The 25,933-nt window shown below is 63.7% G+C and carries 26 protein-coding genes; 11 read left to right on the plus strand and 15 right to left on the minus strand.

Features of this window, described 5'->3' with window-relative positions; all coding sequences use genetic code 11:
* Positions 1-115: 115 nt before the first annotated feature.
* The 3 genes from G6P99_RS19655 to G6P99_RS19665 all read right to left on the minus strand — a co-directional run bounded on the left by G6P99_RS19655 (position 116) and on the right by G6P99_RS19665 (position 3,258).
* Positions 116-712, minus strand: coding sequence for a DUF2889 domain-containing protein (locus tag G6P99_RS19655; RefSeq protein WP_051346022.1), 597 nt, complete (start codon positions 710-712; stop codon positions 116-118).
* A gap of 259 nt (positions 713-971) precedes the next feature.
* Positions 972-2,528, minus strand: a complete 1,557-nt coding sequence (locus G6P99_RS19660; protein WP_029078570.1) for an acyl-CoA synthetase — start codon at positions 2,526-2,528, stop codon at positions 972-974.
* Positions 2,458-3,258: a TetR/AcrR family transcriptional regulator gene (locus G6P99_RS19665; RefSeq protein WP_029078571.1), complete on the minus strand. Its 801-nt coding sequence runs from the start codon at positions 3,256-3,258 to the stop codon at positions 2,458-2,460. The genes G6P99_RS19660 and G6P99_RS19665 overlap by 71 nt, the downstream gene beginning before the upstream one ends.
* 107 nt (positions 3,259-3,365) lie before the next feature.
* On the opposite strand from G6P99_RS19665, the gene G6P99_RS19670 reads away from it, so the two are divergent.
* Genes G6P99_RS19670 through G6P99_RS19680 form a run of 3 tightly spaced genes read left to right on the plus strand, consistent with a single transcriptional unit; the run spans position 3,366 to position 5,417 of the window.
* Positions 3,366-4,550 carry a lipid-transfer protein gene (locus G6P99_RS19670; RefSeq protein ID WP_165123200.1) on the plus strand — a complete coding sequence of 395 codons (1,185 nt, stop codon included), beginning with the start codon at positions 3,366-3,368 and terminating at the stop codon, positions 4,548-4,550.
* A 7-nt stretch (positions 4,551-4,557) separates the two neighbouring features.
* Positions 4,558-5,013: a MaoC family dehydratase N-terminal domain-containing protein gene (locus G6P99_RS19675; RefSeq protein ID WP_029078573.1), complete on the plus strand. Its 456-nt coding sequence runs from the start codon at positions 4,558-4,560 to the stop codon at positions 5,011-5,013.
* Positions 5,010-5,417 carry a MaoC family dehydratase gene (locus G6P99_RS19680; RefSeq protein WP_029078574.1) on the plus strand — a complete coding sequence of 136 codons (408 nt, stop codon included), beginning with the start codon at positions 5,010-5,012 and terminating at the stop codon, positions 5,415-5,417. The genes G6P99_RS19675 and G6P99_RS19680 overlap by 4 nt, the downstream gene beginning before the upstream one ends.
* 68 nt (positions 5,418-5,485) lie before the next feature.
* Here the strand turns inward: G6P99_RS19680 and G6P99_RS19685 are convergent, their stop codons facing one another.
* The gene (locus G6P99_RS19685) at positions 5,486-6,649 is read right to left on the minus strand and encodes an IS4 family transposase (RefSeq protein ID WP_165125720.1); all 1,164 of its coding nucleotides are present in this window, start codon (positions 6,647-6,649) and stop codon (positions 5,486-5,488) included.
* Positions 6,650-6,898: 249 nt separating this feature from the next.
* Between G6P99_RS19685 and G6P99_RS19690 the strand changes: the two genes are divergently transcribed.
* The 4 genes from G6P99_RS19690 (at position 6,899) to G6P99_RS19705 (ending at position 12,134) form a co-directional block, all read left to right on the plus strand.
* Positions 6,899-7,726: an SDR family NAD(P)-dependent oxidoreductase gene (locus tag G6P99_RS19690; RefSeq protein WP_029078575.1), complete on the plus strand. Its 828-nt coding sequence runs from the start codon at positions 6,899-6,901 to the stop codon at positions 7,724-7,726.
* A gap of 13 nt (positions 7,727-7,739) precedes the next feature.
* Positions 7,740-8,885 (plus strand): acyl-CoA dehydrogenase family protein, encoded by a 1,146-nt coding sequence (locus G6P99_RS19695; RefSeq protein ID WP_029078576.1) that lies wholly within the window; start codon positions 7,740-7,742, stop codon positions 8,883-8,885.
* Positions 8,886-9,198: 313 nt separating this feature from the next.
* Positions 9,199-10,863, plus strand: a complete 1,665-nt coding sequence (locus G6P99_RS19700) for a thiamine pyrophosphate-binding protein (RefSeq protein WP_029078577.1) — start codon at positions 9,199-9,201, stop codon at positions 10,861-10,863.
* Positions 10,863-12,134, plus strand: coding sequence for an NAD(P)/FAD-dependent oxidoreductase (locus tag G6P99_RS19705; RefSeq protein WP_029078578.1), 1,272 nt, complete (start codon positions 10,863-10,865; stop codon positions 12,132-12,134). Before G6P99_RS19700 ends, G6P99_RS19705 begins: the two co-directional genes overlap by 1 nt.
* Positions 12,135-12,143: 9 nt before the next feature.
* Here G6P99_RS19705 and G6P99_RS19710 read toward each other — a convergent pair whose 3' ends face one another.
* From G6P99_RS19710 to G6P99_RS19725, 4 genes are all read right to left on the minus strand, one after another.
* Positions 12,144-13,412, minus strand: coding sequence for a lipoprotein-releasing ABC transporter permease subunit (locus G6P99_RS19710; protein WP_029078579.1), 1,269 nt, complete (start codon positions 13,410-13,412; stop codon positions 12,144-12,146).
* Positions 13,413-13,475: 63 nt separating this feature from the next.
* Complete coding sequence (locus G6P99_RS19715; protein ID WP_029078580.1) at positions 13,476-13,709, minus strand: hypothetical protein; 234 nt, start codon at positions 13,707-13,709, stop codon at positions 13,476-13,478.
* Between the two features lie 284 nt (positions 13,710-13,993).
* A complete protein-coding gene (locus G6P99_RS19720) occupies positions 13,994-14,404 on the minus strand; it encodes an ASCH domain-containing protein (protein WP_029078581.1) in 411 nt (136 codons plus the stop codon).
* Between the two features lie 71 nt (positions 14,405-14,475).
* Positions 14,476-15,381, minus strand: coding sequence for a hypothetical protein (locus tag G6P99_RS19725; protein WP_029078582.1), 906 nt, complete (start codon positions 15,379-15,381; stop codon positions 14,476-14,478).
* Between the two features lie 267 nt (positions 15,382-15,648).
* Here G6P99_RS19725 and G6P99_RS19730 point away from each other — a divergent pair, with 267 nt between their 5' ends.
* Entirely contained in the window at positions 15,649-16,836 is a 1,188-nt protein-coding gene (locus tag G6P99_RS19730; protein WP_029078583.1) for a M14 family metallopeptidase, read from the plus strand.
* Here G6P99_RS19730 and G6P99_RS19735 read toward each other — a convergent pair.
* From G6P99_RS19735 to G6P99_RS19750, 4 genes are all read right to left on the minus strand, one after another.
* Positions 16,793-17,014, minus strand: coding sequence for an ASCH domain-containing protein (locus G6P99_RS19735; RefSeq protein ID WP_198031115.1), 222 nt, complete (start codon positions 17,012-17,014; stop codon positions 16,793-16,795). The two genes, G6P99_RS19730 and G6P99_RS19735, sit on opposite strands and share 44 nt — an antisense overlap.
* A gap of 32 nt (positions 17,015-17,046) precedes the next feature.
* Positions 17,047-19,245 (minus strand): xanthine dehydrogenase family protein molybdopterin-binding subunit, encoded by a 2,199-nt coding sequence (locus G6P99_RS19740; RefSeq protein ID WP_165123202.1) that lies wholly within the window; start codon positions 19,243-19,245, stop codon positions 17,047-17,049.
* A gap of 1 nt (position 19,246) precedes the next feature.
* Positions 19,247-19,702: a (2Fe-2S)-binding protein gene (locus tag G6P99_RS19745; protein WP_029078584.1), complete on the minus strand. Its 456-nt coding sequence runs from the start codon at positions 19,700-19,702 to the stop codon at positions 19,247-19,249.
* A gap of 79 nt (positions 19,703-19,781) precedes the next feature.
* Complete coding sequence (locus G6P99_RS19750; RefSeq protein ID WP_165123204.1) at positions 19,782-20,180, minus strand: nuclear transport factor 2 family protein; 399 nt, start codon at positions 20,178-20,180, stop codon at positions 19,782-19,784.
* 547 nt (positions 20,181-20,727) lie between these two features.
* Between G6P99_RS19750 and G6P99_RS19755 the strand changes: the two genes are divergently transcribed.
* Positions 20,728-21,117, plus strand: coding sequence for a DUF1330 domain-containing protein (locus G6P99_RS19755; RefSeq protein WP_165123206.1), 390 nt, complete (start codon positions 20,728-20,730; stop codon positions 21,115-21,117).
* 38 nt (positions 21,118-21,155) lie between these two features.
* On the opposite strand, the gene G6P99_RS19760 is transcribed toward G6P99_RS19755, so the two are convergent.
* A complete protein-coding gene (locus G6P99_RS19760; RefSeq protein WP_035976211.1) occupies positions 21,156-21,338 on the minus strand; it encodes a hypothetical protein in 183 nt (60 codons plus the stop codon).
* A 666-nt stretch (positions 21,339-22,004) separates the two neighbouring features.
* Positions 22,005-22,892: a haloalkane dehalogenase gene (locus tag G6P99_RS19765; RefSeq protein ID WP_029078586.1), complete on the minus strand. Its 888-nt coding sequence runs from the start codon at positions 22,890-22,892 to the stop codon at positions 22,005-22,007.
* Positions 22,893-22,987: 95 nt separating this feature from the next.
* On the opposite strand from G6P99_RS19765, the gene G6P99_RS19770 reads away from it, so the two are divergent.
* Positions 22,988-23,689: an enoyl-CoA hydratase/isomerase family protein gene (locus tag G6P99_RS19770; RefSeq protein WP_084518290.1), complete on the plus strand. Its 702-nt coding sequence runs from the start codon at positions 22,988-22,990 to the stop codon at positions 23,687-23,689.
* A 207-nt stretch (positions 23,690-23,896) separates the two neighbouring features.
* Here G6P99_RS19770 and G6P99_RS19775 read toward each other — a convergent pair whose 3' ends face one another.
* Entirely contained in the window at positions 23,897-24,877 is a 981-nt protein-coding gene (locus G6P99_RS19775) for an NADPH:quinone oxidoreductase family protein (RefSeq protein ID WP_029078587.1), read from the minus strand.
* A 273-nt stretch (positions 24,878-25,150) separates the two neighbouring features.
* Between G6P99_RS19775 and G6P99_RS19780 the strand changes: the two genes are divergently transcribed.
* Positions 25,151-25,924 (plus strand): motility protein A, encoded by a 774-nt coding sequence (locus G6P99_RS19780; RefSeq protein ID WP_029078588.1) that lies wholly within the window; start codon positions 25,151-25,153, stop codon positions 25,922-25,924.
* Positions 25,925-25,933: the final 9 nt, after the last annotated feature.

Below are 25,933 nucleotides of genomic sequence, written 5' to 3' on the forward strand. Positions count from 1 at the left end.
TTCGGCAAGCGATGGTGCAAGGCGTAACCCACCATCCTTGTTGCGCGTAAGGTGGTGGGTTACGCGGAGTTTATCATCGGGCCGCGCTTCGCGCCGACCCGTTGGCTAACCCACCCTACGATTCCTGTTTCGCCTCGACCGGCTTCGTCGCGAATTGCGGAAAGGTCTCGGCCACGACAGGTCCGTCCAGCCGCCACGAATAGCAGCCGCCGACGAAGAACGGCGGCTCGGTCGCGTCGCGCTGGTGATCGAGCGAGCCGCGGCCCTGCGGATCCTTGCCGGCGGTCGCGGTCTGGAACAGCGTCGTTACCGCCGGCCCCAAGAGCTCGGCGAGATGGGTGCAGGTTTCGAGCTTGCCGATCTTGCGCCTGACAATCTCGCGCCAGCCCTTGCCGATGCGCTCGCCTACCAGGCGCTGCAAGATACCCTCGACATCGAGGCAGGACGGGTAGGGCGTCGAGGCCATCGTGGTGCCGGTCTCGCGGATGGTAAAGCTGTCGTCGACCGCGAGCCGCAGCCTTATGTCGTGCACGGGATCCTCCGGCTGCTGCTGGCCGCGATACTTGTCGTGCCGCGCATAGGGCTTGGTGTCGACCAGCCGTGCCTCGACCTCCCACAGCCCGTCGTCGCGGAGATAGCCCAGACATTCGACGGAGCGGCGGTGCATCAGGCGGCGGGGCTTGCCGTCGGCATTGGTATCAGGTGCGGACATCGGAACTCGCTGGATTGAATCTGGAATTGATCCAATCGGCCGCATGCTCCGATGTCAACGCCTGAGGCCCGCGCGGCGCCATGCATTGCGTAGGGTGGGTTAGCCGCCCGCGAACGCGGTCGTTCAACAAGCGGTGGCGGAAGGCGTAACCCGCCGTCTTTCGCGGCACGAAGTCGGTGGGTTACGCGGAGCCTGTCATCGGGCCGCGCTTCGCGCGGACCCGTTGGCTAACCCACCCTACGATTCCCGCGTGCCGGCCTCAGCTCACCCGCCGCTCGCGGTTCTCCCAATACGGCTTGCGCAGCTCGCGCTTCAATATCTTTCCCGCGCCGGAGAGCGGCAGCGGGGTTGCGGTGATGTCGACGCTGCGCGGGCATTTGTAGCCCGCGATCAGCGCCTTGCAGTGCTCCATCAGCTCTTCCGGCGTGGCGCCGGCGCCGCTCTTCAGCACTACGACGGCGTGCACCTGCTCGCCCCAGCGCTCGCTCGGGATGCCGATCACGGCGCATTGCGCCACCGCGGGGTGCTGAGCGAGGGCGTTCTCGACCTCAGCCGAATAGACGTTCTCGCCGCCGGAGATGATCATGTCCTTGACGCGGTCGACGACGTAGACGAAGCCGTCCTCGTCCATGTAGCCGCCGTCGCCGGTGTGCATCCAGCCGTCGATCACGGCGCGCGCGGTTTCCTCGGGCCGCTCCCAATAGCCCATCATCACCATATCGCCGCGCACCGCGATCTCGCCGACGGTGCCCAGCGGCACGACCTTGTCTTCGGCATCGACGATCTTCACTTCAGCGCCAAGCGTGGCGCGGCCGGCGCCGCGGTGTCGGCCCTTGGCGCGGCCGTCGCCGATATGCTCCTTCCAGTGCAGGATCGTAGCGATCGGCGACAGTTCGGTCATGCCATAAGCTTGCGTGAATTCGACATGCGGCAGCGCCTTCATGGCGCGCATCAGCACGGCGTCGCTGATCACAGAAGCGCCGTAGGAGATGCCCTTCAGCGACGACAGGTCATAAGTGCCGAGCGTGGGGTGATCGACGAACATCTGGATCATGGTCGGCACCAGCAGCACGTCGGTGACGCGCTCCTTCTGAATCGCAGTGGCGACGCCATCGGGCGTAAAGCCCTGGATCACGACGTTGGATCCGCCCGACAGCAGCACCGAATACATCGCAGCGCCATTGGCGAGGTGGAACATCGGTGCGGCGTGCAGATAGATCGTGCTGCCCGGCCACAGGCCTTCGCCGAGCGCGTTGAGCGCATTGGCCATCAGATTGCCGTGGCTCAGCATTACGCCCTTGGAGCGGCCGGTGGTGCCGCCGGTGTAGAAGATGCCGGCGAGATCGTCGCGCGAGCGCATCGCGTCCGCCATCGGTTCGCTGCGCGCGATCAGCGTCTCGTAGTTGTCCATGTCTGCGGGGGTCTCGCCCTCATCGGCATAGACCAGCTTGAGGCCGGGGATGGTGGTTGCGAGCGTCGCGCCGACCGGTGCAAAGGCCTTGTCGACGAACAGGATTTTGGCGCGGCAGTCGCGCAGCGCGTCCTCGTTTTCGAGGGGGCTCCAGCGGATGTTGAGCGGCACGATCACGGCGCCGGCCCAGCCGACCGCAAGGTACAGCTCGAGATAACGATCGGAGTTCAGCGACAGGATCGCGACGCGGTCGCCGTTGTCAGCGCCAAGGCCGCGGATCGCCGCGGCGAGGCGGGCGACGCGGGTGCCGACCTCGCGCCAGTTGCGTCGTCGCTCACCGCAGACGACCGCGAGCCCGTTTGGATTGACCTGCAGCGCCCGCCGCAGCCCGTGTGTGATGTTCACTTCCGTCCTCCCTTGGTGCGTTTCCGTTGTGAGGCGGTCTGTCCGCCTTCTCTCCAGCTGGAACGGCTGCTTTGTGCGCCGTTGTTTTGCGCGTTGATGTCGTGGCAATCCCCTCGGTGAGGCGGATCGCGAATTCCTCGGCGACGGCGCGTCCGGTCAACTCACCGCCGGGCTGGAACCAGTGGCCGATCCAGTTCAGCGAGCCCGCGATCGCAAACGCCGCGAGCTTCGGGTCGCACGGTTTGACCGAACCGTCCTCGACACCCTGTACGATGTAGTCGCGGAAGGCGCGGTCGATCCGCCGCTTCGCCGTCTGCACGATCTTGCGATTGTCCTCGCTGAGGTCGCGGATGTCGAAGCGGACCAGGCTCTTGCCGTAGTCCTCGGTCATCAGCTCGGCATAGCGGACCACCAGCTTGCGCAGCTTCGCAAGGCCGCTGCCGCTGCCGGCCGAGGTCTCGGCAATGCATTCGTCGACCAGCTCGTTGCCGATCGACCAGCACTCGAACAGGATCTCGTCCTTGCCGCGGAAGTAATTGTAGAGCGCGGGCTTGGTGATGTTGAGCCGCTTGGCGACGTCGTTCAGCGTGGCGCGGTGATAGCCCTGTTCGAGGAACAGCTGCACGGCGGCGCGCAGCACCGCCTCGCGCTTCTCGTCGCGGGCGCGGCGCCGGCTCTCGAAGGGCAGCCAGGGGGACTGGCTGGAGGAGGGGATGTGTCCGTCGTCCATGTGAGGCCGATACCGTGAAGCCGATGCCGCATTGACTCTGCGTGAGGTGCCGTATATTACCCATGGGTAATAAATAGTCCAGCGGGTAAGTTTCGGGAGGACACGCGATGACGTCACGCACCTATGTTGCCGGGGTCGGCATGATCCCGTTCGTCAAGCCCGGCGCCAATGCGCCGTATCACGTGATGGGCGCCGAGGCCGCCAGGCTCGCGCTCGCCGACGCCGGCCTCGACTACGGCCGCGTGCAGCAGGCCTATGTCGGCTATGTCTATGGCGACTCCACCTGCGGCCAGCGCGCGCTGTATCCGGTCGGCATGACCGGGATCCCGATCGTCAACGTCAACAACAACTGCTCGACCGGTTCGACCGCGCTGTTCCTGGCGCGGCAGGCGATCGAGTCAGGCGCGGCGGATTGCGTGATGGCGCTCGGCTTCGAGCAGATGAAGCCCGGCGCGTTAGGGGCCGTGTTCACCGATCGGCCCAGCGCGTTCGACGATTTCGACGCTGCGGCCGACAAGCTGGTCGATGCACCCGGCGTGCCGCTGGCGCTGCGCTATTTCGGCGGCGCCGGCTTGAGCCACATGAAGAAATACGGCACGCCGCTCTCCGCGTTTGCAAAAGTGCGCGCCAAGGCGAGCCGCCATGCCAAGAACAATCCGCTGGCGCTGTTCCGCAAAGAGGTCACCGCAGACGACGTGATGAACGACCAGGTGATCTGGCCCGGCGTGATGACGCGGCTGATGGCGTGCCCGCCGACCTGCGGCGGCGCCGCCGCAATCCTGGTCTCGGAGAAGTTCGCCGACCAGCACGGGCTCAACAAGCAGGTCCGCATCGCGGCGCAGGCGATGACCACCGACACCCCGTCGACCTTCGGTGCCGACGACATGATGCAGGTGGTCGGCTATGACATGACGCGCGACGCCGCGACGAAGGTCTATGAAGCCGCCGGCATTGGGCCGAAAGATCTCAACGTTGTCGAGCTGCACGACTGCTTCGCCCATAACGAGCTGATCACCTATGAAGGGCTCGGCCTTTGCGCCCAAGGCGAGGCCGCGAAGTTCATCGACGACGGCGACAATACTTATGGTGGCAAGTTCGTCACCAATCCCTCAGGCGGCCTGTTGTCGAAGGGCCATCCGCTCGGCGCCACCGGCCTCGCTCAGTGCTACGAGCTGACGCGGCAGCTGCGCGGCACCGCGGCGGCGACCCAGGTCGAAGGCGCGCGGCTCGGGCTGCAGCACAATCTCGGCCTCGGCGGCGCCTGCGTCGTGACGCTCTACGAACGCGTCTGAGGTCGTCATGGTCGATCAATCTGCCGTCGGGCGTGCGTTCACGCCGGTGACCGCGCGCGTCGAGCCGGGGCGCCTGCGCTTCTTCCTCGATACGCTCGGCGAGAGCAATCCGGTCTATCGCGACGAGGCGGCCGCGCAGGCCGCGGGTTTTGCGGCGGCGCCGGTGCCGCCGACCTATCTGTTCTGCCTGGAAATGATGGACGCAACCGTGCCGTTCGAGTTCCTGACCGCGCTCGGCATCGATCTCGCCCGCGTGCTGCATGGCGAGCAGCGCTTCGACTATCACGCCCCCGTCATGGTCGGCGACACCCTGACGTTCCGCCCGCGCGTCACTGGCGTCACCGACAAGAAGGGCGGGGCGATGACGCTGATCGTGGTCGACACCCCGGTCACCAACCAGAGCGGCGTCCATGTCGCCGATATCTCGCGCACCATCGTGGTGCGCAATGCGAGGCCGTCATGAGCGCTGCACATCCGGCGGTCGGCGACATCATCGTCCACAAGGCGTTCCCGCCGATCACCCGGCATCGCCTCGCGCTGTATTGCGGCGCCTCTGGCGATCACAACCCGATCCATGTCGACATCGACTTCGCGAAGCAGGCCGGTTTTCCCGACGTGTTCGCGCACGGCATGCTTGTCATGGGCTATCTCGGCCAGGCGCTGACGGATGCGGTCGCGCCGTCGCGCATCCGCTCGTTCTCGACCCGCTTTGCCGCCATCACCCAGCTCGGCGCCCAGCTGACCTGCGAGGGCACGGTGACCGAGCTGATCGAGCAGGGCGGCCAGAAGCGGGCGAAGGTCGCGCTGACGACGAAAGATCAGAACGGCGAGATCAAGCTCGCGGGGGAAGCCGTTATTGCGCTGTAGCGAGATAGTCACGCCAAGCAAGGACTCGTACTCCCTCTCCCGCTTGCGGCAGGGCTGTCCGGGAAAGCTCAGCCATAGCAGAACTCCATCTGGTTGGCGGAGGCTGTGGGTTTGCTGGGGCTGGGGTTGCTGGGCGGAGGCTTGTCGATAGTGGCAAGGGATCGGCGGGTGAACAGGAACTGGCCGACAAGTTCGGCCAGCCTGAGGGGAAGCATTTTGATGCAGTTGGCCCGCGCAGCGATGCGTAGCAGCAGGTAGGCAATCATCGCTGCAAGCACTTGCAGGCGGATCGCATTGTCGTTGGTGCCGAGAAACTTGCGGATATCGAGATGCTGCTTGATCCAGCGGAATAGCAGTTCGATCTGCCACCGGCTCTTGTAGAGGGCGGCGATCTCGACGGCCGTTCGCGTCATATCGTTGGTGAGAAGCGTGATCACGCCGCCGTTCTCCCGCCTGACCTTGATGCGCCGCAGTGGTATCGGCAGTCGCGAGTCGCCTTTGCTGGTGAGCTTCACCTCGTCATCGGCGATGACCTTGAAGCCATCGCCCTTGCGCTTGCGATTAGTGCGTCGCTTGATCTTGCGGAGACGCATGCTTGTCTTCGCCCGGGTGACGAAAAAAGCCTTGCTGTCATTGATCTTCTGCCACCAGTCGAAGCGGCAATATCCCTTATCGAACACGTAGGTTGTGCCCACCTGGATAGGGACATGGCGACCGATCTCGATGTCATTGACGTTCGCATCCGTCACCTCGACGCAGTCCGGGACATCGCCCTTGGGATCGTAGACCATATGCAGCTTCATGCCACGGATGCGGCCGTTCCACGCCGCCCAGGTGCAGAGCTTGCCCAGCGGGATCGGACTGGCGTCGATCAGGCGCACCATCTCCTGGCCTTCGCTCCGCAACTGCCGGCTTGCCATCGCTGATAGTCTGGCAAAGGTTTGCGCAAAAACGCCGGACGGGCGGCGGGCATTGGCATCCGATAGCGTCGAGCGGGACAACCTGCCGGTGCCCAGATGATAGTGGTGCTGAGGATTGGCGTTGAAGCCGGCCACCACGGCGCGCAGGCTGTCGTGACTGCTCAGCTGCGCATAGATCAGCGCCACCAGGTGATCCCAACTCCTGAACGATTTGTCGTAGGCATCCCCGTCCAGACGATCCACAGCCGTCTGAAACTGCCGTCGATTGATCGGTTCAAGCAGCCTTCCAAAAATGCTATCGCGGAATCGCATGCTCGGCCTTCTGTGTCTCGACAACCAGAAAAGGCCGATTTGCCTCGGTCTTGCCGAGCATGCACCGCGACATAGTGAATCATTCCCCGGACAGCCCTGCGCTTGCGGGGGAGGGCTGGGGTGGGGGCTCTCTCCACGAGTCATGTCGCGGAGAGAGCCCCCACCCGCATCGCATCTTCGATGCGATGCGACCTCCCGCGCAAGCGGGAGAGGTGAAGAAAGAAGATCATCTCGTTTGAGGGAGGAACCATGTCGAAACTGCAAGGCAAAGTCGCGCTCATCTCAGGCTCGGGCCGCGGCATCGGGCGGGCTATTGCGCTGAAGCTTGCGAGCGAGGGGGCGCGCGTCGTGGTCAACGACCTCGATGCCGAGCCGGGCAATGCCGTCGTCGCCGAGATCAAGGCAATGGGCGGCGAGGCGATCGCGGTCAATGGCAGCGTGACCGACGCCGGCTTTGCCGATCGTTTCGTAGGCCACGCGATCGAGCAGTTCGGCGGCCTCGACATCATCGTCAACAATGCCGGCTACACCTGGGACTCGACGATTCAGAAGATGTCGGACGAGCAGTTCCAGGCGATGCTCGATGTCCATCTGGTTGCCCCGTTCCGGATCATGCGTGCGGCGTCCGAGCCGATCCGGGTGATGGCCAAGAAGGAGGCCGAAGCCGGCCGTGAGGTGTTCCGCAAGGTCGTCAACATCTCCTCGATCGCCGGCCTCTACGGCAATGCCGGGCAGGCGAGCTATTCCTCCGCGAAGGCCTCGCTGATCGGGCTAACGCGCACGATGTGCAAGGAGTGGGGCCGCTACAAGGTCAACGTCAATTGCGTGGCGTTCGGCCTGATCAACACCCGCCTGACCCAGCCGATCGAGACCCAGCAGAAGACCATCGACGTCGCCGGCCGCGACATCAAGGTCGGCGTCCAGCCGCAGATGCTGGAGGCGATGGGCCGGATGATCCCGCTCGGCCGCGGCGGCACGCCGGAAGAGGCGGCGGACGCGGTCTATCTGTTCTGCGCTCCGGAATCGAACTACATCAGTGGTCAAGTGATCGTCGCCGGCGGCGGTCTGCTAATCTGATAACGAGGAAACAATGCTCTACCGATCGTCCTGGATGACCGAGGAACTGGACACCTTCCGTGACCAGTTCCGCAAATTCCTCGCCAAGGACCTTTTGCCGCACGCCGAAAAGTGGCGCGAGCAGAAGCTGGTCGACCGCTCCGCCTGGCGCGCGCTCGGCGAGATGGGCGCGTTGCTGCCGAGCGTGCCCGAGGCCTACGGCGGCCTGGGCGCCAGCTTCGCCTATGATGCCGCGGTGCTCGATGATCTCGAGAGCACGGTGCCGGAGCTGACCACCGGCGTCTCCGTGCATAGCGCGATCGTCGCGCATTACATCGTCAATTACGGCTCTGAGGAGCAGAAGCTGCGCTGGCTGCCGAAGATGGCGTCGGGCGAGATGGTCGGCGCCATCGCAATGACCGAGCCCGGCACCGGCTCCGACCTGCAGGCTGTCAAGACCACGGCCAGGAAACAGGGCAATTCCTACGTCATCAACGGCCAGAAGACGTTCATCACCAACGGCCAGGCCGCCGATCTCGTCATCGTGGTGGCGCGCACCGGGGCTGCGGGCTCGAAAGGCATTTCGTTGATCGTCGTTGAAACTGCCGGCGCGGAGGGCTACCGGCGCGGGCGCAATCTCGACAAGATCGGCCTGCACGCCTCAGACACCTCGGAACTGTTCTTCGACAATGTCACGGTGCCGCCGGAAAACCTGCTCGGGGCGGAGGAGAGCAACGGCTTCGCGCAGCTGATGCAGCAATTGCCGCAGGAGCGGCTGGCGCTCGCCGTCGGCGCCGTCGCCTCGATGGAGCGCGCGGTCCGGATCACCGCCGACTACACCAAGGAACGCACCGCGTTCGGCAAGCCGCTGCTCGAATTCCAGAACACCGCCTTCAAGCTCGCCGAGCGCAAAACCGAGGCGATGATCGCCCGCGTGTTCGTCGACTGGTGCATCGAGCGCCTGGTTGCCGGCGACCTCGACACCGTGACCGCCTCGATGGCGAAATGGTGGTGCTCGCAGAAGCAGGTCGAGACCGCGGACGAATGCCTGCAGCTGCACGGCGGTTACGGCTACATGCAGGAATATCCGATCTCGCGGATGTTCATCGATGCCCGCATCCAGAAGATCTATGGCGGCACCAACGAGATCATGAAGCTCCTGATCGCGCGCTCGCTGTAAGTGACCGGGTCATTCCGGGGCACGCGGAGCGTGAACTAATGGCGCGCAATTGCGCGCCCGAGAATCTCGAGATTCCGGGTTCGATGCTGGCGCATCGCCCCGGAATGACGGAGCCCGTCAGTGCAACGGAATCCGCCCGCTCTGCACAAATCGGCGGCCACGCGCCGCTGCCCTTTCCCTGCCGCATGGCTCGATGCCGCCACCGCGTCCCGCGGCGGTTTCGGCCTTGCGCCATATTGCCGTCTATCATACCCCCGTCGGACCATTTTCCGCGCAAGCCTCGCGCGCGCGCCAATGCCTGCAGGGAGCCCTCATGACCAAAAGCAATGCCCGCACCGGAGGCCAGATCCTGATCGACCAGCTGGTCGCGCAAGGGGTGGAGCGCGTCACCTGCGTGCCGGGCGAGAGCTATCTGGCGGCGCTCGACGCCCTGCATGACAGCCCGATCGACGTCGTGATCTGCCGCGCCGAGGGCGGGGCCGCGATGATGGCGGAGGCCTATGGCAAGCTGACCGGGCGGCCCGGCATCTGCTTCGTCACCCGCGGTCCCGGCTCGACCAATGCCGCCCACGGCGTGCACATCGCGATGCAGGATTCGACGCCGATGATCCTGTTCGTCGGCCAGGTCGACACCGGCATGCGCGAGCGCGAGGCGTTCCAGGAACTCGATTACAAGGCGGTGTTCGGCACCATGGCGAAATGGGCGGTCGAGATCGACCGTCCGGACCGCATTCCGGAGCTGGTCGCGCGCGCCTTCCGCGTCGCGCTGCAGGGCCGCCCCGGGCCGGTGGTGATCTCGCTGCCGGAGAACATGCTCACGGAGACCGCGGCGGTCGCCGACGCGCCGAAGGTCGAGCCTGCGGTGACCTGGCCGGCGCCCTCGGATCTCGAACGTCTCGGCACGATGCTCGCCGGCGCCAAGGCCCCGATCGTGGTGCTCGGCGGCTCGGCCTGGACCGCAGAGGCGGCCAAGGGCATTGCGCGCTTTGCCGAGCGGTTCGACCTGCCTGTCGCGACCTCGTTCCGCCGCGCCTCGCTGATCGACGCCGACCATTCGCATTATGCTGGTGACCTCGGCATCGGCCCGAGCCCGAAGCTGAAAGATCGCTTCACCGGCGCCGATGTGATCCTCCTGATCGGCGGCCGCATGTCGGAAATGCCGTCCTCGTCCTACACGCTGCTCGACATTCCCACACCGAGCCAGAAGCTGATCCATGTCCATCCCGGCTCCGAGGAGCTCGGCCGCGTCTACCAGCCGGCGCTGGCGATCCAGGCGACGCCTGCCGCCTTCGCCGCGGCGGTCGAGACCATGAAGCCCGCAGTTGCGCCCGCCTGGAAGGGCGAGGCGGCGAAGGCGCACGCGGATTATCTCGCCTGGACCGACAAGCCGCGCGAGCTGCCGGGCCATTTCCAGTACGGCGAGGTCGTGACCTGGCTGCGCGATCGGCTGCCGAAGGATGCGATCGTCTGCAACGGCGCCGGCAATTACGCCGGCTGGATTCACCGCCACCATCGCTTCCACACTTTCGCAGCGCAGCTCGCGCCGACCTCGGGCTCGATGGGTTACGGCGTGCCGGCGGCTGTGATGGCCAAGCGGCAGCATCCGGATCGCGTCGTCGTCGCGTTCGCCGGCGACGGCTGCTTCCTGATGAACGGGCAGGAATTCGCCACCGCCGTGCAGTATGACGCGCCGCTGATCGTCGTCGTCATCGACAACGCGCAATACGGCACCATCCGCATGCATCAGGAGCGGGACTATCCCGGCCGCGTCGTCGGCACCCAGCTCAAGAACCCGGACTTCGCGCTCTACGCCAAGGCGTTCGGCGGCCACGGCGAACGGGTCGAGCGCACCGAGGATTTTGCGCCGGCGTTCGAGCGCGCGCTGGCCTCCGGCAAGCCGGCGATCCTGCACTGTCTGGTCGATCAGCGCGCGCTGTCGGTCGGCAAGGACTTTGTGCCCGAGCAGGCCGCGCGTTGATGGCGCAGCCAACGGGCCGTCACGTCGCGATCATCGGCGCCGGCGCCGTCGGCGTGATCAGCGCCATCGAGGCGCTGCGCTGTGGTCACCGCGTCACGCTGATCGATCCGGGCGAGCCCGGCGGTGAGCAGGCGGCGAGCTATGGCAATGCCGGCTGGCTGTCGTCGCATTCGGTGATCCCGCCGGCCGAACCCGGCACCTGGAAGAAGGTGCCGGGCTATCTGATGGATCCGCTCGGGCCGTTGTCGATCCGCTGGTCGTATCTGCCGAAGGCGTTGCCGTGGCTGATCAAGTACTTGTTGTCGAGCCGGACCGAGGCGCAGGTCGAGGCCACTGCGCGGGCGATGCGCGATCTCTTGAAAGACGCGCCGCTGCTGCACCGGCAGCTCGCCGAGGAAGCCGGCGTGCCCGAACTGATCGAGCGGCGCGGGGTGATGCATGTGTTTCCCTCGCGCGAACCGTTCGACCGCGACCTCGGCTGGCGCATCCGCAAGCGTGTCGGCATCGAATGGCTCGAGCTCGATGAAGACGAGATGCGCCAGCGCGAGCCTGACCTGCATCCGCGCTACAAGTTCGGCGTCGTGGTCGAGGAGGCCGGCCGTTGCCGCGATCCCGGCGCTTATGTCGCAGCGCTCGCCGCGCATGCCATTGCGAACGGCGCCGAGCGCGTCGCCGCCAAGGCGGTCGGTCTCAGACTTGCGGGCGACCGGCTCGCCGCCGTGGTTACCACGACCGGCGAGATTGCCTGCGACGCCGCGGTGGTCGCCGCCGGCGCGCGCTCCAGGCAACTGACCGCGTCGATCGGCGATTCGCTTCCGCTGGAGACCGAGCGCGGCTATCACGTCATGATCGAGAATCCCGAATCCGGACCGCGCAATTCGATGATGGCCTCGGACGCCAAGATGGTCGTCAACTGGACCGACAAGGGCCTGCGCGCCGCAGGTACGGTGGAGATCGCGGGGCTCGACGCCGCGCCGAACTGGAAGCGCGCCGAGATCCTGCGCGAGCATCTCTTCAGCATGTTTCCGAAACTGCCGAAGGATATTCCGGCGTCGCGGATCAAGACGTGGTTCGGCCATCGCCCAAGCATGCCGGACGGGCGACCGTGCATCGGCCATAGCAGCGCCACGCGTGACGTGGTCTACGCTTTCGGCCACGGCCATGTCGGCCTGGTCGGCTCGGCCCGTACCGGCCGGCTGGTCGCGCAATTGCTCAGCGGCAAGGCGCCGGAAATCCCGCTCGCGCCGTTTGCGCCGTCACGTTTTCTGTAGGACGCAACATCACCGGAAGGCTTCGACCGGATCGAGCCGCGCCGCGCGCCATGACGGATAGAGCGTGGCAAGCAACGACAGCGTCAGCGCCATGATCACGACTGCTGCGGTCTGCGCGATGTCGACCTCCGCCGGCAGCTCGGACAGGAAATAGAGCTCGGGCGGGAACAGTTGGATGCCGGTCAGCCATGACAGGAATTGGCGGATCGCTTCGACATGGCGGCATACGAAAAGGCCGACCGCGAAGCCGACCAGCGTCCCCACCACGCCGATCGAGGCTCCGGTGATCAGGAAGATCCGCATGATCGCGCCCTGAGAGGCGCCCATCGTCCGCAGGATCGCGATGTCGCTGCCCTTGTCCTTCACCAGCATGATCAGCCCGGACACGATGTTGAGCGCCGCCACCAGCACGATCATGGTCAGGATCACGAACATCACGTTGCGCTGGACCTGAAGCAGGCCAAAGAAGGTCGTGTTGCGCTGACGCCAATCCACCAGGAAGACCGGCCGCTCGGCCGCTTCCGTCACCGTCTTGCGAAACTGGTCGACCCGATCGGGATCGGTGGTGAAAACCTCGATCCCGGTGACGTTCTTGCCGCGGTTGAAATAGGCCTGCGCTTCGATGATCGGCATGAAGATCAGGCCAGAGTCATACTCGGACATGCCGATCTCGAACACGGCCGATATCGGGTACTTTTTGATCCGCGGCATGATGCCCATCGGCGTGGTCGCGCCGCGCTGCGCGACCAGCGTGATGCCGTCGCCGACATGCGCCGAGAGTTGATCGGCGAGCCGGCGGCCGATGACGATCCCCTGGCCCTCGTCAAAATGCTCGATCGATCCCTTGATGGTGTTGCTGACCGAGGGCAGGCGGGAGAGGTCGGCGGCGCGAATACCGCGCACGAGAACACCGGAGGCGTTGGACGACGATGCCAGTGCCATGCCGTCGACCACGGGGACAGCGAGGCGGATGCCCTGCAACTGGCTGATCCGCTCGGCAACGTCCTGCCAGTCGGTCAGGGGCCTTTCCACCGGCTGAATCAGAATATCGCCGTTGAGGCCGAGGATCTTGCCCAGCAGCTCCTTGCGAAAACCGTTCATGACGGCCATGACGATGATCAAGGTGGCGACGCCAAGCATGATGCCCAGAAACGAGAACCCGGCGATCACAGAGATAAAGCCTTCCCTGCGCCGCGCCCGCAGGTAGCGCGCGGACAGCATCCATTCGAACGGTGCGAAGGGCGCAGTTTGCGATGGCTCTGCCAAAGTCCTGCTCATTGACCGGAGGGACCGGCATTCTGTCTGCTTGCCGGGGGATTCGCCAGCGCTCCTGCCGCCGCCTCAGCTCTTGCCGGCCCAGGTGGTGATCGCCGCCGGTGCGATCACACGCCTTGGGGTGTGCGGGTTGATCGTTCCGGCGCTGACGTCCTGCGCCTGATCGAGCAGGGTGCGCGCGAATGCCTTGGCGTCCAGCTCGCTCGCGAAGGTGCGGGTCTGGCGTGGGAAGCGGTGGTGTCCGGCGTCGGAATTTCTCACCGCGAACGAGACGTACCAGATGGCCTTGTCCGTCTTCATCGCGCGTCTCTGACGGCGGTGATCCGCCTGCGCGATCGGGACGTCGTGCCCGGTGCCTGATATGCAAAAAGTGCCAAAGTGAAGGATCCTGAAATTCAACAGATGACGACTAAATGAATCTCTCGGCGGACAGGCAACACGACGGGATCGGCACACATACCGAACACTGACGGGTGTTACCTTTCAACCGGTGGATGAAGTGACAATGCGCCGCACCGACGTTGGTTCCTGCGATCCGACGCCGCGGTTTCCAGTGGAAGACGGAGCCACCATCGGCCGCCCGGCTACGCGTCCGGGAGATCGCCGAACACCTCGACCAGGCGAAAGCGTTCGCACATCAGCATCATGTCTTCGCTGAATCGTCCGAGGCGGCCGAAATAGGCGCGATGCGCATCACGCCAATAAGCCAGGCTTCCGTCGCCTTCGCCCTCGTCACGTGCGAAGCCGGCATCGACCTCGCTGAAGCGCCGATACGTCACCTCGGTGGTTTCGATCACGCAGCGGGGCTCGCCGCGACCATCGAGCACGATCCAGCGCTCCCCGGGCGCCGAGGTGTTCGGCTCGTCTTCCGTGCTGCAGGTCGCGGTCTTGACGCCGTCGGTCACGAGTTCGAGGAGTTGATCGGCGAGGGCGGGATTGTCGCCGAAAGCGAACGCGCGGAGGTGCTGGTACCGTTCGGGGATCGGCTTTGCCATGGGGACAGCGTAGCCGGCCCGGACCGGCGCGCAAGCGTTGCGCGGGACGAACGTCTCTGGCCCGGGCACTGTCAGCTTCGCAACGCAAGAACACGCAGAAGAATGGCGCGGCCGCCACGCGACAGGCGATCGTGAAACAATTCGGAGAGCCGGTCTCCTCGCTTCCGCAGCGAGAGCCGCCTCCGCAACTCGTGGGCGCGAGGCAGCGAGCAAAAGAGAAAGTCCCGGCGGAGCTGGCGAAGGCGCTCGCCATAGCCTCTCACATCGGTGCTCGCATAGGCTTCCATCAAGGTGCGGATCAAATAGTCATCGCTCGGATCTGGATTGGATTCGTAGGCAACGCTCGATGATCGCATGGACACGGGTTCATCGGTCGTCGACAGGAATATGTTCATGCGGATCAGCCCATCTGATACGCCGGTCGCTTCCTTGTTGAAACTTCCGTAGTTCACAGAGGGCAAGGCGGCGAGTTGCCGGCGCAAATTTTCGAGCGTCGCCGCCGGAATCTTCACGCCGTTGCCCGCGCTGGTGTCGAGCCTGTTGGCGCGCAGCGTGGCGTACAAGTCGCCCCAGAACTTGTCCCAGGCGGCTGTGCCGGTGCGGTTAGCCGATGGATTCTTGCGCACGCTATAGGTCGTTTGAGTGAGATAGGCCGCCAATTCGCCCATGTGACGCGTAACGGTGCCATCAGGATCATAGACGTCGATCATGGCGTGGACGCATTCATGCAGCAGCAGCGCCCGATCGCCGTCATTTGCGGGCGGCGACTTCTTCTGTGTCAACAGAACCTCCGCCGTTTGATCGTAGAAAGCGAGATCCTCGGTGCCGCCCTTGACCAGGATATTGCCGGCGCGAATGTGGTCGCGAACTGTCGTCAAGTATTCGCCTTTAATGTGAATCTTATCCACGTAGAACTCGATGCCAAGCGCTACCGGGTCGCTCAGTGTATCCAGGACGTCGCCTTCGGTCAGTGGCATGACCTGCTTCCCTTGCCAGATTGAGCAATGATGGTCCGGCCAATCTCTGGTAAAAGAAAACCCTTCCTCTCAGGAGGAGGATCATCAAACTGCGCCTCTCCGATACCGCTTTTGGGCAGGCTTGGCGGCGTGCGGGGCGTGTCATTTTGATGCGGCAACCTCACCTGAGATTGCGTTTAAATGTGTCTGGCCAGGCGCACCAGGGTTCAAATTGTATGCTGTGCCGTCGTATGAACGTTACCTTTCACAATCACTGAGGACACCGTCATGCCGGAGAAGTCTGCAAAAGGCATCGATCGCCGCGATCTGATAATGGCATCCATTGTCACGGTCGGCTCCGCCGTCGCCGTCAACGCCGGTGCCGCGAATGCCCAGGGCGCAGCGGCACCCCCTGGCAATCCGGCATCAGGAACGGTCTACACCGGTGATGTTATCGAAGGCAAAAAGGTCGTCAGTGCGCTCGACGTCAACGACCTTGAGCCCGGGAAGAAACACCGTTTGTATTTTCAGGGCGTTGAGATGCCAACCGGACAGCACTGGTATGTGTCTGTGACGGTCGCCAAGGGAGCAAAGCCGGGCAAGCGCGGCATCCTGACCAGTGGCGTGCATGGCGACGAGATGAGTTCCGTGCATACGGTCCAGACCGTGATGAACCAACTCGACCCGGCGCAGATGTCGGGCACGGTGATGGCGGTCACGGACGTGTCCCGCCCGGCCCTGGAAAGCATGCAGCGCAGATGGCCCAACCAGGGCAGAGGCATCGATCTGGTAGATATGAATCGGGAGTGGCCCGGGAACGAGAACGGCGCCACCGCACCCAGCCGACACGCCGGGCTTCTGTTCAAGCGGCTGCTGCGGCCGAACGCCGACTTCGCGATCGACTTCCACACAGGGACAACCGGATTCGAAGTTACCGCATTCAATATTGGCGGCATGGATGTGCCCGCGGTCAAGGCGATGGTTGAGCTCTATCCCGTCGGCCAGATCTTCGACAATCATGTGTATCCCGGTGTCCTGCACAACGCGTTTATGGACGTCGGCATCCCGTCCTTCACACCGGAAATCGGCGCTGCGCGCGTCCTGGACCCTGAGATGATCTCGCTCTTCGTGGAAGGCACAATGAACGTCCTCAAGCATCACGGCATCGTTGCCGGGCCAATGGGACGTACAGGCAAGGACGTGACTGTCTTTGTCGGTAACAGCGCGTACCCGATCCTGGCCACCGCGGGCGGTCTCGTTGAGCATCTGGTCAAACTCAACGGCAAGGTCGAAGCCGGACAGAAAGTTGCGATCCAGCGCAATAGCTTCGGCGAGGTGATTGCGGAGTATACAAGCGGCGTGGCCGGAGAGATAACGGGCCAGCGCAGCGATGCAATGTCCGAGCCCGGCAACCCCTTGGTATTTATCCTTTTCAACAAGCCGGGGCCAAAGGACGTTCAGGTCTATCCCGAGTAGTTGCGTCACGCGCGAAGCCGGCATCGACCTCGCTGAAGCGCCGACGTGTCACCTCGGTGGTTTCGATCACGCAGCGGGGCTCGCCGCGCCCATCGAGCACGATCCAGCGCTCCCCGGGCGCCGAGGTGCTCGCCTCGTCTTCCGTGTTGCAAGTCGCGGTCTTGACGCCGTCGATCACGAGTTCGAGGAGTTGATCGGCGAGTGTTGCGCTCAGCTGTTTTCCGAATTTGCAAACGGCAAGATGCGAATGCGCCTGCCGGTCGCCTTGAACATCGCATTGGCCACCGCTGGTCCGATCGGCGGAACGCCGGGTTCGCCGACGCCGGTTGGCGGAGCCGACGATTTGACGATGTGAACTTCGACCGATGGCATTTCGTTGATTCTCAATACGTCGTAGCCGTCGAAATTGCCCTGGACGACCCGGCCCTTGTCGAGCGTGATCTGTGATTTCAGGATTGCACCAAGCCCGAATCCGATACCTCCCTCCATCTGTGCGCGAACCTGATCGGGGTTCACGGCTATGCCGCAATCGACGGCGCAGACGACGCGGTGGACCTTGGGCAGTCCCTTGTTGTCGACCGAAATCTCTGCCACTTGCGCGACATAGGAGTGGAACGACTCGGCGACGGCGACGCCGCGAAAGCGTCCCGCAGGGGGCGGGGTGTTCCAACCGGCTTTTTCGGCGGCAAGCTGCAGGACCGCCGCGTGCCGCGGCTTGTCCTTCAATATGGCCAGCCGAAACTCCACCGGATCCTTGCCGACTGCATGCGCGATCTCGTCGATGAAGGCCTCGAGCGCGTACGCTGTGTGCGTGGATCCCACCGCGCGCCACCACAGCACGGACACCGGGGAAGTTGTTGTTGTCAGGTCGACGCGCAGATTTGGAATGGCATAAGGCTGGTTGGCCATCCCCTCCACCGATAGCACGTCCACTCCGTTCTTGACGAGACCCGCCTCCATCACCGTGCCTTTGGAGATGGACTGGCCAACGAGTGTGTCGCGAAGAGCGATCAGATTGCCGTTCTCGTCGAGCCCCGCCCTCATTTTGTGGATGAAAGCTGGACGATAGTGACCGGCGCGCATGTCATCTTCGCGGGTCCACTGAACCTTGACGGGCGCCTTCCATCCGATCGCTTTCGCCGTCGCGACCACCTCGACAATGATGTCGGAATCGACGGAAGCGCGTCGACCGAAACCGCCCCCGGTCTTCATCACGCGCAAGATCACCTTATCCGGTGCAATGCCGGCAACCTTGGCTGCAACCGCCTGATAAAGGTCGGGCATCTGATGGCCGCCCCATACTTCGAGAGTCCCATCAGGATTCATTCTTGCGGCAGCGTTGATCGGCTCCAACGGAGCATGCGCCAAGTACGGGAATTCATACTGCGATTCGATCACCTTCGTTGCTTTCACAAACGCCGTATCGACGTCGCCGACATTGGCTGCAACGACTTCGCCCCCCTTCTGGGCGGCAGCGCGATATTCTGCGGTGATCTCGCTAGAACCTCGCTTCTCGGCGTTGGTATCCTCCCACTCAACGGTGACGACCTCGCGGGCTTTCATGGCCTCCCACATTCCCGTCGCAACGACCGCGACGCCCCGCGGGATTTCGACAACGTCGACAACGCCCTTCATCGCCTTGGCTTTCGATCCCTCGAAGGATTTCAACGTCGCGCCGAAGAGCGGCGGATGGATCACCACCGCCGTGAGGATGCCAGGCTCGCGCAGGTCGATCGTGTACCGCTGCGTGCCGTTGGATTTGGGCCGGGAGTCGTATCGAGGCAGCGCTACGTTGCCGATGTATTTCCATTCGCTGGGCTGCTTCAAGGCGACGCTCGTCGGAACCGGACCACTCGCGGCACTCGCGGCCAGCGCACCATAGGTCGCCGACTTGCCGGACGCGTGGCTCACAACGCCGTTCTCCGCCTTGATCTCGGCGACCGGCACATTCCAGTGTTCCGCGGCAGCCGCGATCAGCATCGTGCGCGCGGTCGCGCCAGCACGGCGATAACGCTCCCAGGACGAGGCGGTCCCGCTGGATCCGCCGGTCATCTGAATCTTCCCGCCAAAGGGAATGTTGCCGTACAGCGCTGTATTCCCGGCCTCGCCGACAACGGTCACTTTCGACCAGTCCGCATCGAGCTCTTCCTGAACCAGAGTGGCAATGCCGTGATAGATACCTTGGCCCATGTCCATTTGCGACGAGTGGATCGTCACAGTGTCGTCTGGCGCGATCTGCACATATCCGACAAATGGGTTCGCGCCCGGCTTGGCGGCATCCGGTACTGCATCAGACTTCGCCGAGAAGCCGACGACGAGGCTCGAACCGAGCGCTGTCGCCCCGATGAGGAACGAACGACGAGATGGCTCCGAGCCGGGCGGGAGCGAAGCAAGAGATGAGTCGTGCATGTCAGGCCTCCAGCAGCTTGGCGGCTTCGTGGACGGCAGCTCTAATGCGATGATAAGTGCTGCAGCGGCAGAGATTACCACTGAGCGCGTCATCGATGTCGGTGTCGGTCGGCTTCCGGTTTGCTGTCAGCAGGGCGATCGTAGCAACCACCTGACCCGACTGACAGTAACCGCACTGCGGGACGTCGAATTTGGTCCAGGTCGTCTGAACGACCTCGGCCACCTTTCCGGAGACGCCCTCGATGGTGACGATGCTTCGGCCTTCAGCATCAGCGATCGTCGTCTGGCAGGCGCGCGCGGGTTGTCCGTCGATGAGAACGGTGCAGGCCCCGCAAAGAGCCTGGCCGCAACCGTATTTGGTGCCAACCAAACCGAGATCATCTCGCAAAACCCAGAGCAGCGGCTTGCCGGCGTCGACGTCAATATCCGTCGTCTGCCCGTTCAAGGTCATTCGCATACTGACTCCTCCCGATTCATTGCCACATCAAGTCCACGTCGGCTCTGGCGCGGTCTACGGCTCCACTTGGTGCTCAACCTTAGCGAAACGCATTGGCGCCCGCGGCTGTGTCCGTGTACTCGTGGAAGGCTCCGATCTGACCGCCGCGAACGGTGAAGACGTGCGCGAAGTCGCTCTCGTAGGTGCGCCCGTTGGCCTTGACCTGCCAAACGTAATGACCGAGCACGACAACCTTGTCGCCCTGTGCAATGAATTCACGTGGCTCGAATGAACGCGCATCCTGTAGGCTGGCGAGGGTCGAAAAAAACTCGCCGACCGCGCCGCGCCCCTGTCGCTTGCCGGCAAAAGGCACGTTCTCAATCTCTGGCAACGTCCACGTGATGTCCTCTGACATGGATTGTAACAGAGTGGGGATGTCACCTGCTTTGAAGTTGGTGTAAGCCTGCTCGACAAGCTGTCGGTTCTCATGTTCGCTCATCGCGCCCTCCTAAAGCATTTTGGGTGAAATACCGTCATTTCAAAACTTATATGCGAACCTGTCAATGCGCGGCGGTTAGCGGCCATTCCGTCTGTGTGACTTCGACGCCGCTATCATGTTGCGTTCCTATGGACGCCGGGTGCCAAGCCTAATCCTGGATTGCTCATTGCACGGACTCGAATAGCGGTTCGATTAACCGCCGGATTATCGGCAAGGCAACCGGGAGTCAGTCATCAAGGCTTACGCAATGGCATTGCTCGCAGGTGTCACCATCGGAGCCATCGCAGTCCGCAGGTTGTTCAAATTGAGGGTAGCCGCCTCCCAAGAGTGCGGCCATCGTCGAATGAGACAGCATGGATGACGCAGTAGCATTCTACAAGTCGAAGGCCTGGGCGGACCTTGTACCCCAGCGGGACAAGGCAACCGAGGTCGTACGGCGGTACATCGTCGAAACCGAACAGGAGCCTGTTGCGCGAATAACGCTGCTGATTTCCACCGGGCAACGTGCGCCCCGGTATCCGCGTGCGTAACGAGGGAGGAAATGTCGATGACATCAAACTACAAAATTGCGGTGGCTGTAATCGCCAGCTTTTTTCTGGGGGTTGGCGCGGTCAGCGTATTGCACGCGCAGGTCAGGCTACCGGCTTATGTGGTAGCTGAGATCGATGTCAAAGATCAGGATGGTTACGCCAAGGACTTTTTGCCCAAGGCGCAAGCCAACATCAAAGAACACGGCGGCAAATACCTCGCCGGCGGCCTTAACAAAGCGGTCAGCTTGGATGGATCGCCCCCACCAAATCGCGTGGTGCTCTTGCAGTTTGCCGATATGGACGCGGTCAAGGCATTCAATGTCAAACAGAGGCAGCTTGAGGCAGACGTTGGCGACAAATACGCCAGCTTCCGCGCGGTCGGGATCGAAGGCGTCGAGCAGAAGTAACAATGCGGAAGGCGGCGGGCTGCGCTAGCGGCCCGCCGTTAGTCGGCCACCTTGCGGGCCGCGGCAATGGCCTTCTCGACTTCCGCGGCGAGGGCCGCAAGATCCTCGGCAAGCTTGGCAAACAGTTCACGCTTCTGGATGTCCGTGGTCAGGTCGCGGATCAGGGCGCACTCCGCGGCGTCGGTGCGAAGTTTCTCGAGATGCGTCAGCATATCCTGCATTTTTTCTGTCCCGCTGCCGTTTTCGGCGAACGGTAGGCGGCACCGAACCCGGCGACAATAACGTGTGATAGTGCCGGGCATGGGGCCGCGCGCCGGCTGGTGCCTCCGCGAGCGGCCTCGACGACGGGCAACCCGGCATAACCTGCCAATCTCCAGCGAATGAGGGATTTCGCGTTTTCGGAAATTTTTCTTGACGCGGCCCCCAACTCAGCAGTCTAATGCCGCCGTCTCACCCGATCGAGGGGCGCTTCGCGATCGTCACGAACGCGGTGTGGGATGCGGTGGACGCCGAGCGTGTGACTGACGAGAGCACGTGAAGCGGACGGTGAAGTCGTGTGGTCCTGACGCCCTAGCGGCAGGTGTCTCGTCGCAACACGCGAAGGCGTGATGCGGGGGCGGTGACAAGCAAGCCCAGTCTCGCCGGGGAGAGCACGAAGTAAGCCGTAACCCATCGCGCAGGGAAAGCCGGGTTGTTTCCGGTTTCACCTGTGGTCCTACCCCCGAGCTTTCTACCTTTGCTCGGGGCCCATGGGTGCGATCGGCACCCGGCTTTCCCTGCGCCCTCTGCGAGAGGAGGGCGATACGAAGAGCAAGCCTCGGACAAATCATGTCGCGAGAATGCGGATGTATGACCCGGATGTCATGTGGTTCGAAGTGATGCGTGCGTCAGCGCGCCGGATCAAACAGCTTCATCGCCTCGACGACGATGATCTCGCCCGCCTCCTGCACGAAATGCCCGGCGTCTGGCAGTTCGAGCGGCGGCGGACAGTTTCGGATCACCTGCCGCAGCACGCTCATCACCGGCGGACCGAGCACAGGGTCCTTCATGCCAACCGCCATGAAGCTTTGTCCGGTCCAGCGCTGCGACCAGAAGCCCCGCGCGCGCCGCGAAAGCGCTGCGCCTCCAGCGTCCGGCCGATCGGGCACCAGATTGGGAAAGCGCCGGACGCCGGCCTTATATCGCTCGTCCGGATAGGGTGCGGCGTAGGCGGCGGCTTCCTTGTCTGCGAGACCAGGGACCGCTCGCTGCATCAGCGCCGCGATATCCATGTCCGGGCTCCGATTGGAGAAGGCCCGCCACGCGAGAAAGCCTTCGCCGAGCGGCACATCTCCGGTGCCGAGCATCGTATTCATCACAAGCAGTCGATCGAAGCGATCGCTCATGTCCATGGGGATCGTCAGTCCGATCAATCCGCCCCAGTCCTGGCACACTAGCATGATGCGGTGCAGGTCGAGCGCTTCGACCAGGGACATGACCGAGGATCGATGGAAATCGAAAGTGTAGATGTCCTCGTCGACGGGCTTGTCGGAACGGCCGAAGCCGAAGAAGTCCGGCGCCACGACGCGGAACCCCGCGGCGACAAGCGCCGGGATCATTTTTCGATAGAGGTAGGTCCAGGTCGGCTGGCCGTGCAGGCAAAGCGCCACCGGCGCGGTCCTCGATCCCTCGTCGAGATAGTGCATTTGCAACGGACCGATCTGCATGTAACGCGCCGCGAAGGCAAACCCGGGCAATCCGGCGAAGCGCTCGTCCGCTGTTCGAAGCGTCTGCATGTCTCTCCCTTTTTCGATTCGTCATTCGGCTGCGCGAGGACGTCGCGCGATGTTTTCCATGCTAGTCTATCACACGACCCGACCCGGGAGAGGAAATGACTGTTATCGCGTCAATGATCGACGACACGCTTCTCGTGACCATCGATCGGCCGCCCGTCAACGCGCTCGACCTCGATGCGATTACGTCGCTCGAACAGTCGTTTGCCGCGGCTGCCGCTGACGCTCCGCCGAACGGCGTCGTGCTCACCGGCGGCGGCCAGGCATTTTCGGCGGGGGTCGATACGCGCGCGTTCGCGAGCTACGCCCGCGAGCAGCGCCATGCCATGGTGCGTGCGATCACGCGGATGCTGGCGCGCTTGCTGGCGATCCCTGTTCCCGTCGTGGCGGCAATCAATGGCCACGCGCTGGGCGGCGGCTTCGTGCTCATGCTCGGATGTGACTATCGCCTCGCGGTCGACAGCACGGCCGTAAAGCTCGGCATGACCGAGGCGCAGGCCGGCATTCCGTTCCCGTCGGGGCCCCTCGAAGTGATGCGCCATGAGCTTTCGCCGGAACTGCTGCGCCGCTTGACGCTGACGAGCGCGGTGCTCAGCCCGCGCGAATGTCTCGACCAGCGAATATTCGATGCGCTTTGCGCGGGTGCAGATCTGCAATCCAAATCGATCGCGGCCGCTAAAAGCCTCGCCGCCCAGCCAGGGTTTCGCGCAGTGAAGCGGCAAATCCGCGGCGGACTTGCCGAACGCCTCGAGGGCCTGGCCTTGACCGGGCACGACGCGTCTCTCGCTCTGTTCGGCTGATCGCGGAAACTAGAATCTGCGAGTTGTTGGCAGTTGAAGCGCACAACAGATTCATTGTCGTCCTGGCGAAAGCCAGGACCCATTACCCCGGATGCGAATTGCTGCGCGACGCTGGGGCCACGATCCATCTACCAACAAACGTCTGTGGTTATGGGTCCTGGCTTTCGCCAGGACGACGGTGAGGATGAGGTGACCGACGTGCCTCTCTCACCGTCCAATCCGCACCACCATCTTACCGAGCGCGGCGCGGGTCTGCATCGTGGTGAATGCGTCCCGAAAATCCTCAAACGCGAACACCTTGCCGACCACCGGCGTCAGTCGGCCGTTGTTCAGCCACGCCGACAATTGCGTCATCACGCGCGCCTGCGCCTCGGGCTCGCGGCGCGCGATCTGGGCGGCGTCGACGCCGATCAAGAGACCGCCTTTCAGGAGCGGCAGATTGAACGGCAGCGCGGGGATGCTGCCTGCCGCAAAGCCGACCACGACATGGCGGCCGTTCCAGGCGATCGAGCGGAACGCCTGCAGCGAGACCTCGCCGCCGACCGGATCGAAGATCACGTCGGGGCCATGGCCGCCGGTCGCGTCCTTTAGCGCGTCGCGCCAATCCGGCCGCGTGTAGTCGACGGCAGCATCGGCGCCGAAGCTTGCGGCGAAGTTGCGCTTCTCCTCGGTCGAGGCCGCGGCGACGACCCGCGCGCCGAGCAGCTTGCCGATCTGGATCGCGGCAATCCCGGTGCCGCCGGCGGCACCGAGCACCAGCAACTGCTCGCCGGATCGCAGCCGGCCGCGCTCGCCGAGCGCATAGAGCGCGGTGAGGTAGTTGGTGCGGAAGGCGGCGGCGGCCTCCATCGTCAGGCCGTCGGGCATGACCTCGACGGCGGCAGGCGGCACCACGATCTGCTCGGCCAGCGCGCCCGAGCGCGCCGCGCCCATCACCCGCATGCCCGGCGCGATGCCGGCGACGTCGCTCGCAACAGCATCGACCACGCCGGCGAATTCCGCGCCGGGCGTAAAGGGCAGGGCATCCTTGGTCTGGTAGCGGCCTTCGACCTTCAGCCCGTCGACGAAGCCGATGCTCGCGGCGTGAACCCGGACGCGGATCTCACCGGGACCAGGTTCGGGAGTGGCGATCTCTTTCAACCCGATCTGATCGATGGGCGCATATTGCTCGACGACGACCGCCTTCATCCTGTCCTGCTCATTGGTTCGTTTCCTCTGAGCCAACCTATCTCATGTCCGTTGTTCTACGGGGAGGCCTTTTCCGCATGCAGCGGCAGCGTCGCATGCGGAAAGCCAGCATCTTCAACGACATCACGAAAAGACCGGCGTTTACCCGTTGTTATCCCTACCAAATTCGGTAACGCGTCCTTAATGGCATTAACGTTAGGGTTTTTCCACGCGGCCCGCCTTGGGCTGCGCGCCGTCCAGGACAGGCGGGTTGCGTTCGCGTTGGAGTTTTTCATGGATATCATGACAGGCGCCGGGCTGTTGGCCGGCATCATCGTCATCGCGGTGATGATGTTCATGGGCGGCGACCTGCACATGTTCATCTCCGAACACGCCATGATTATCATCTTCGGCGGTTCGATCGCGGCGACGATGATCCGCTTTCCGCTCGGCGTGATGCTGCACGGCCTGCCGCTCGGCGCCAAATTTGCCTTCACCATGAGCCGGCTGTCGGCCCGCGACCTCGTCGACGAGCTCGCCCGCATCGCCGAGATCGCCCGCAAGCAGGGCCCGGTCGGCCTCGAAAAGGTCGAGACCGACGAGCCATTCCTCGCCAAGGGCATCCGCTACGTCGCCGACGGCTACGACCTCGAATTCATCCGCGACAACATGGAACGCGACCGCGACAATTTCCTGATGCACCTCGACGAGGGCAGCAAGATCTATCGCGCGATCGGCGACTGCGCGCCGGCGTTCGGCATGATCGGCACGCTGATCGGCATGGTGCAGATGTTCGCCAACATGACCGACCCCTCCAAGCTCGGCCCGTTCATGGCGACCGCGCTGCTCGCGACGCTGTACGGTGCGCTGGTCGCCAACCTGTTCTGCCTGCCAATCGCCGACAAGCTGCACGGCAAGCTGCTCGACGAGGAGACCAACCGCACGCTGATCATTGACGGCATCCTCATGATCCGCGACTCCAAGAGCCCGGCGCTGGTGCGAGAAATGCTCTTGGCCTATTTGCCAGAGAAGCATCGCAACGAGGAAGGCGAGCCGGTTCCGGCCTGATCGGCCGGC

Origin of the sequence: Bradyrhizobium sp. 6(2017) (assembly GCF_011058295.2) — a bacterium.
Lineage (GTDB): Bacteria > Pseudomonadota > Alphaproteobacteria > Rhizobiales > Xanthobacteraceae > Bradyrhizobium > Bradyrhizobium septentrionale.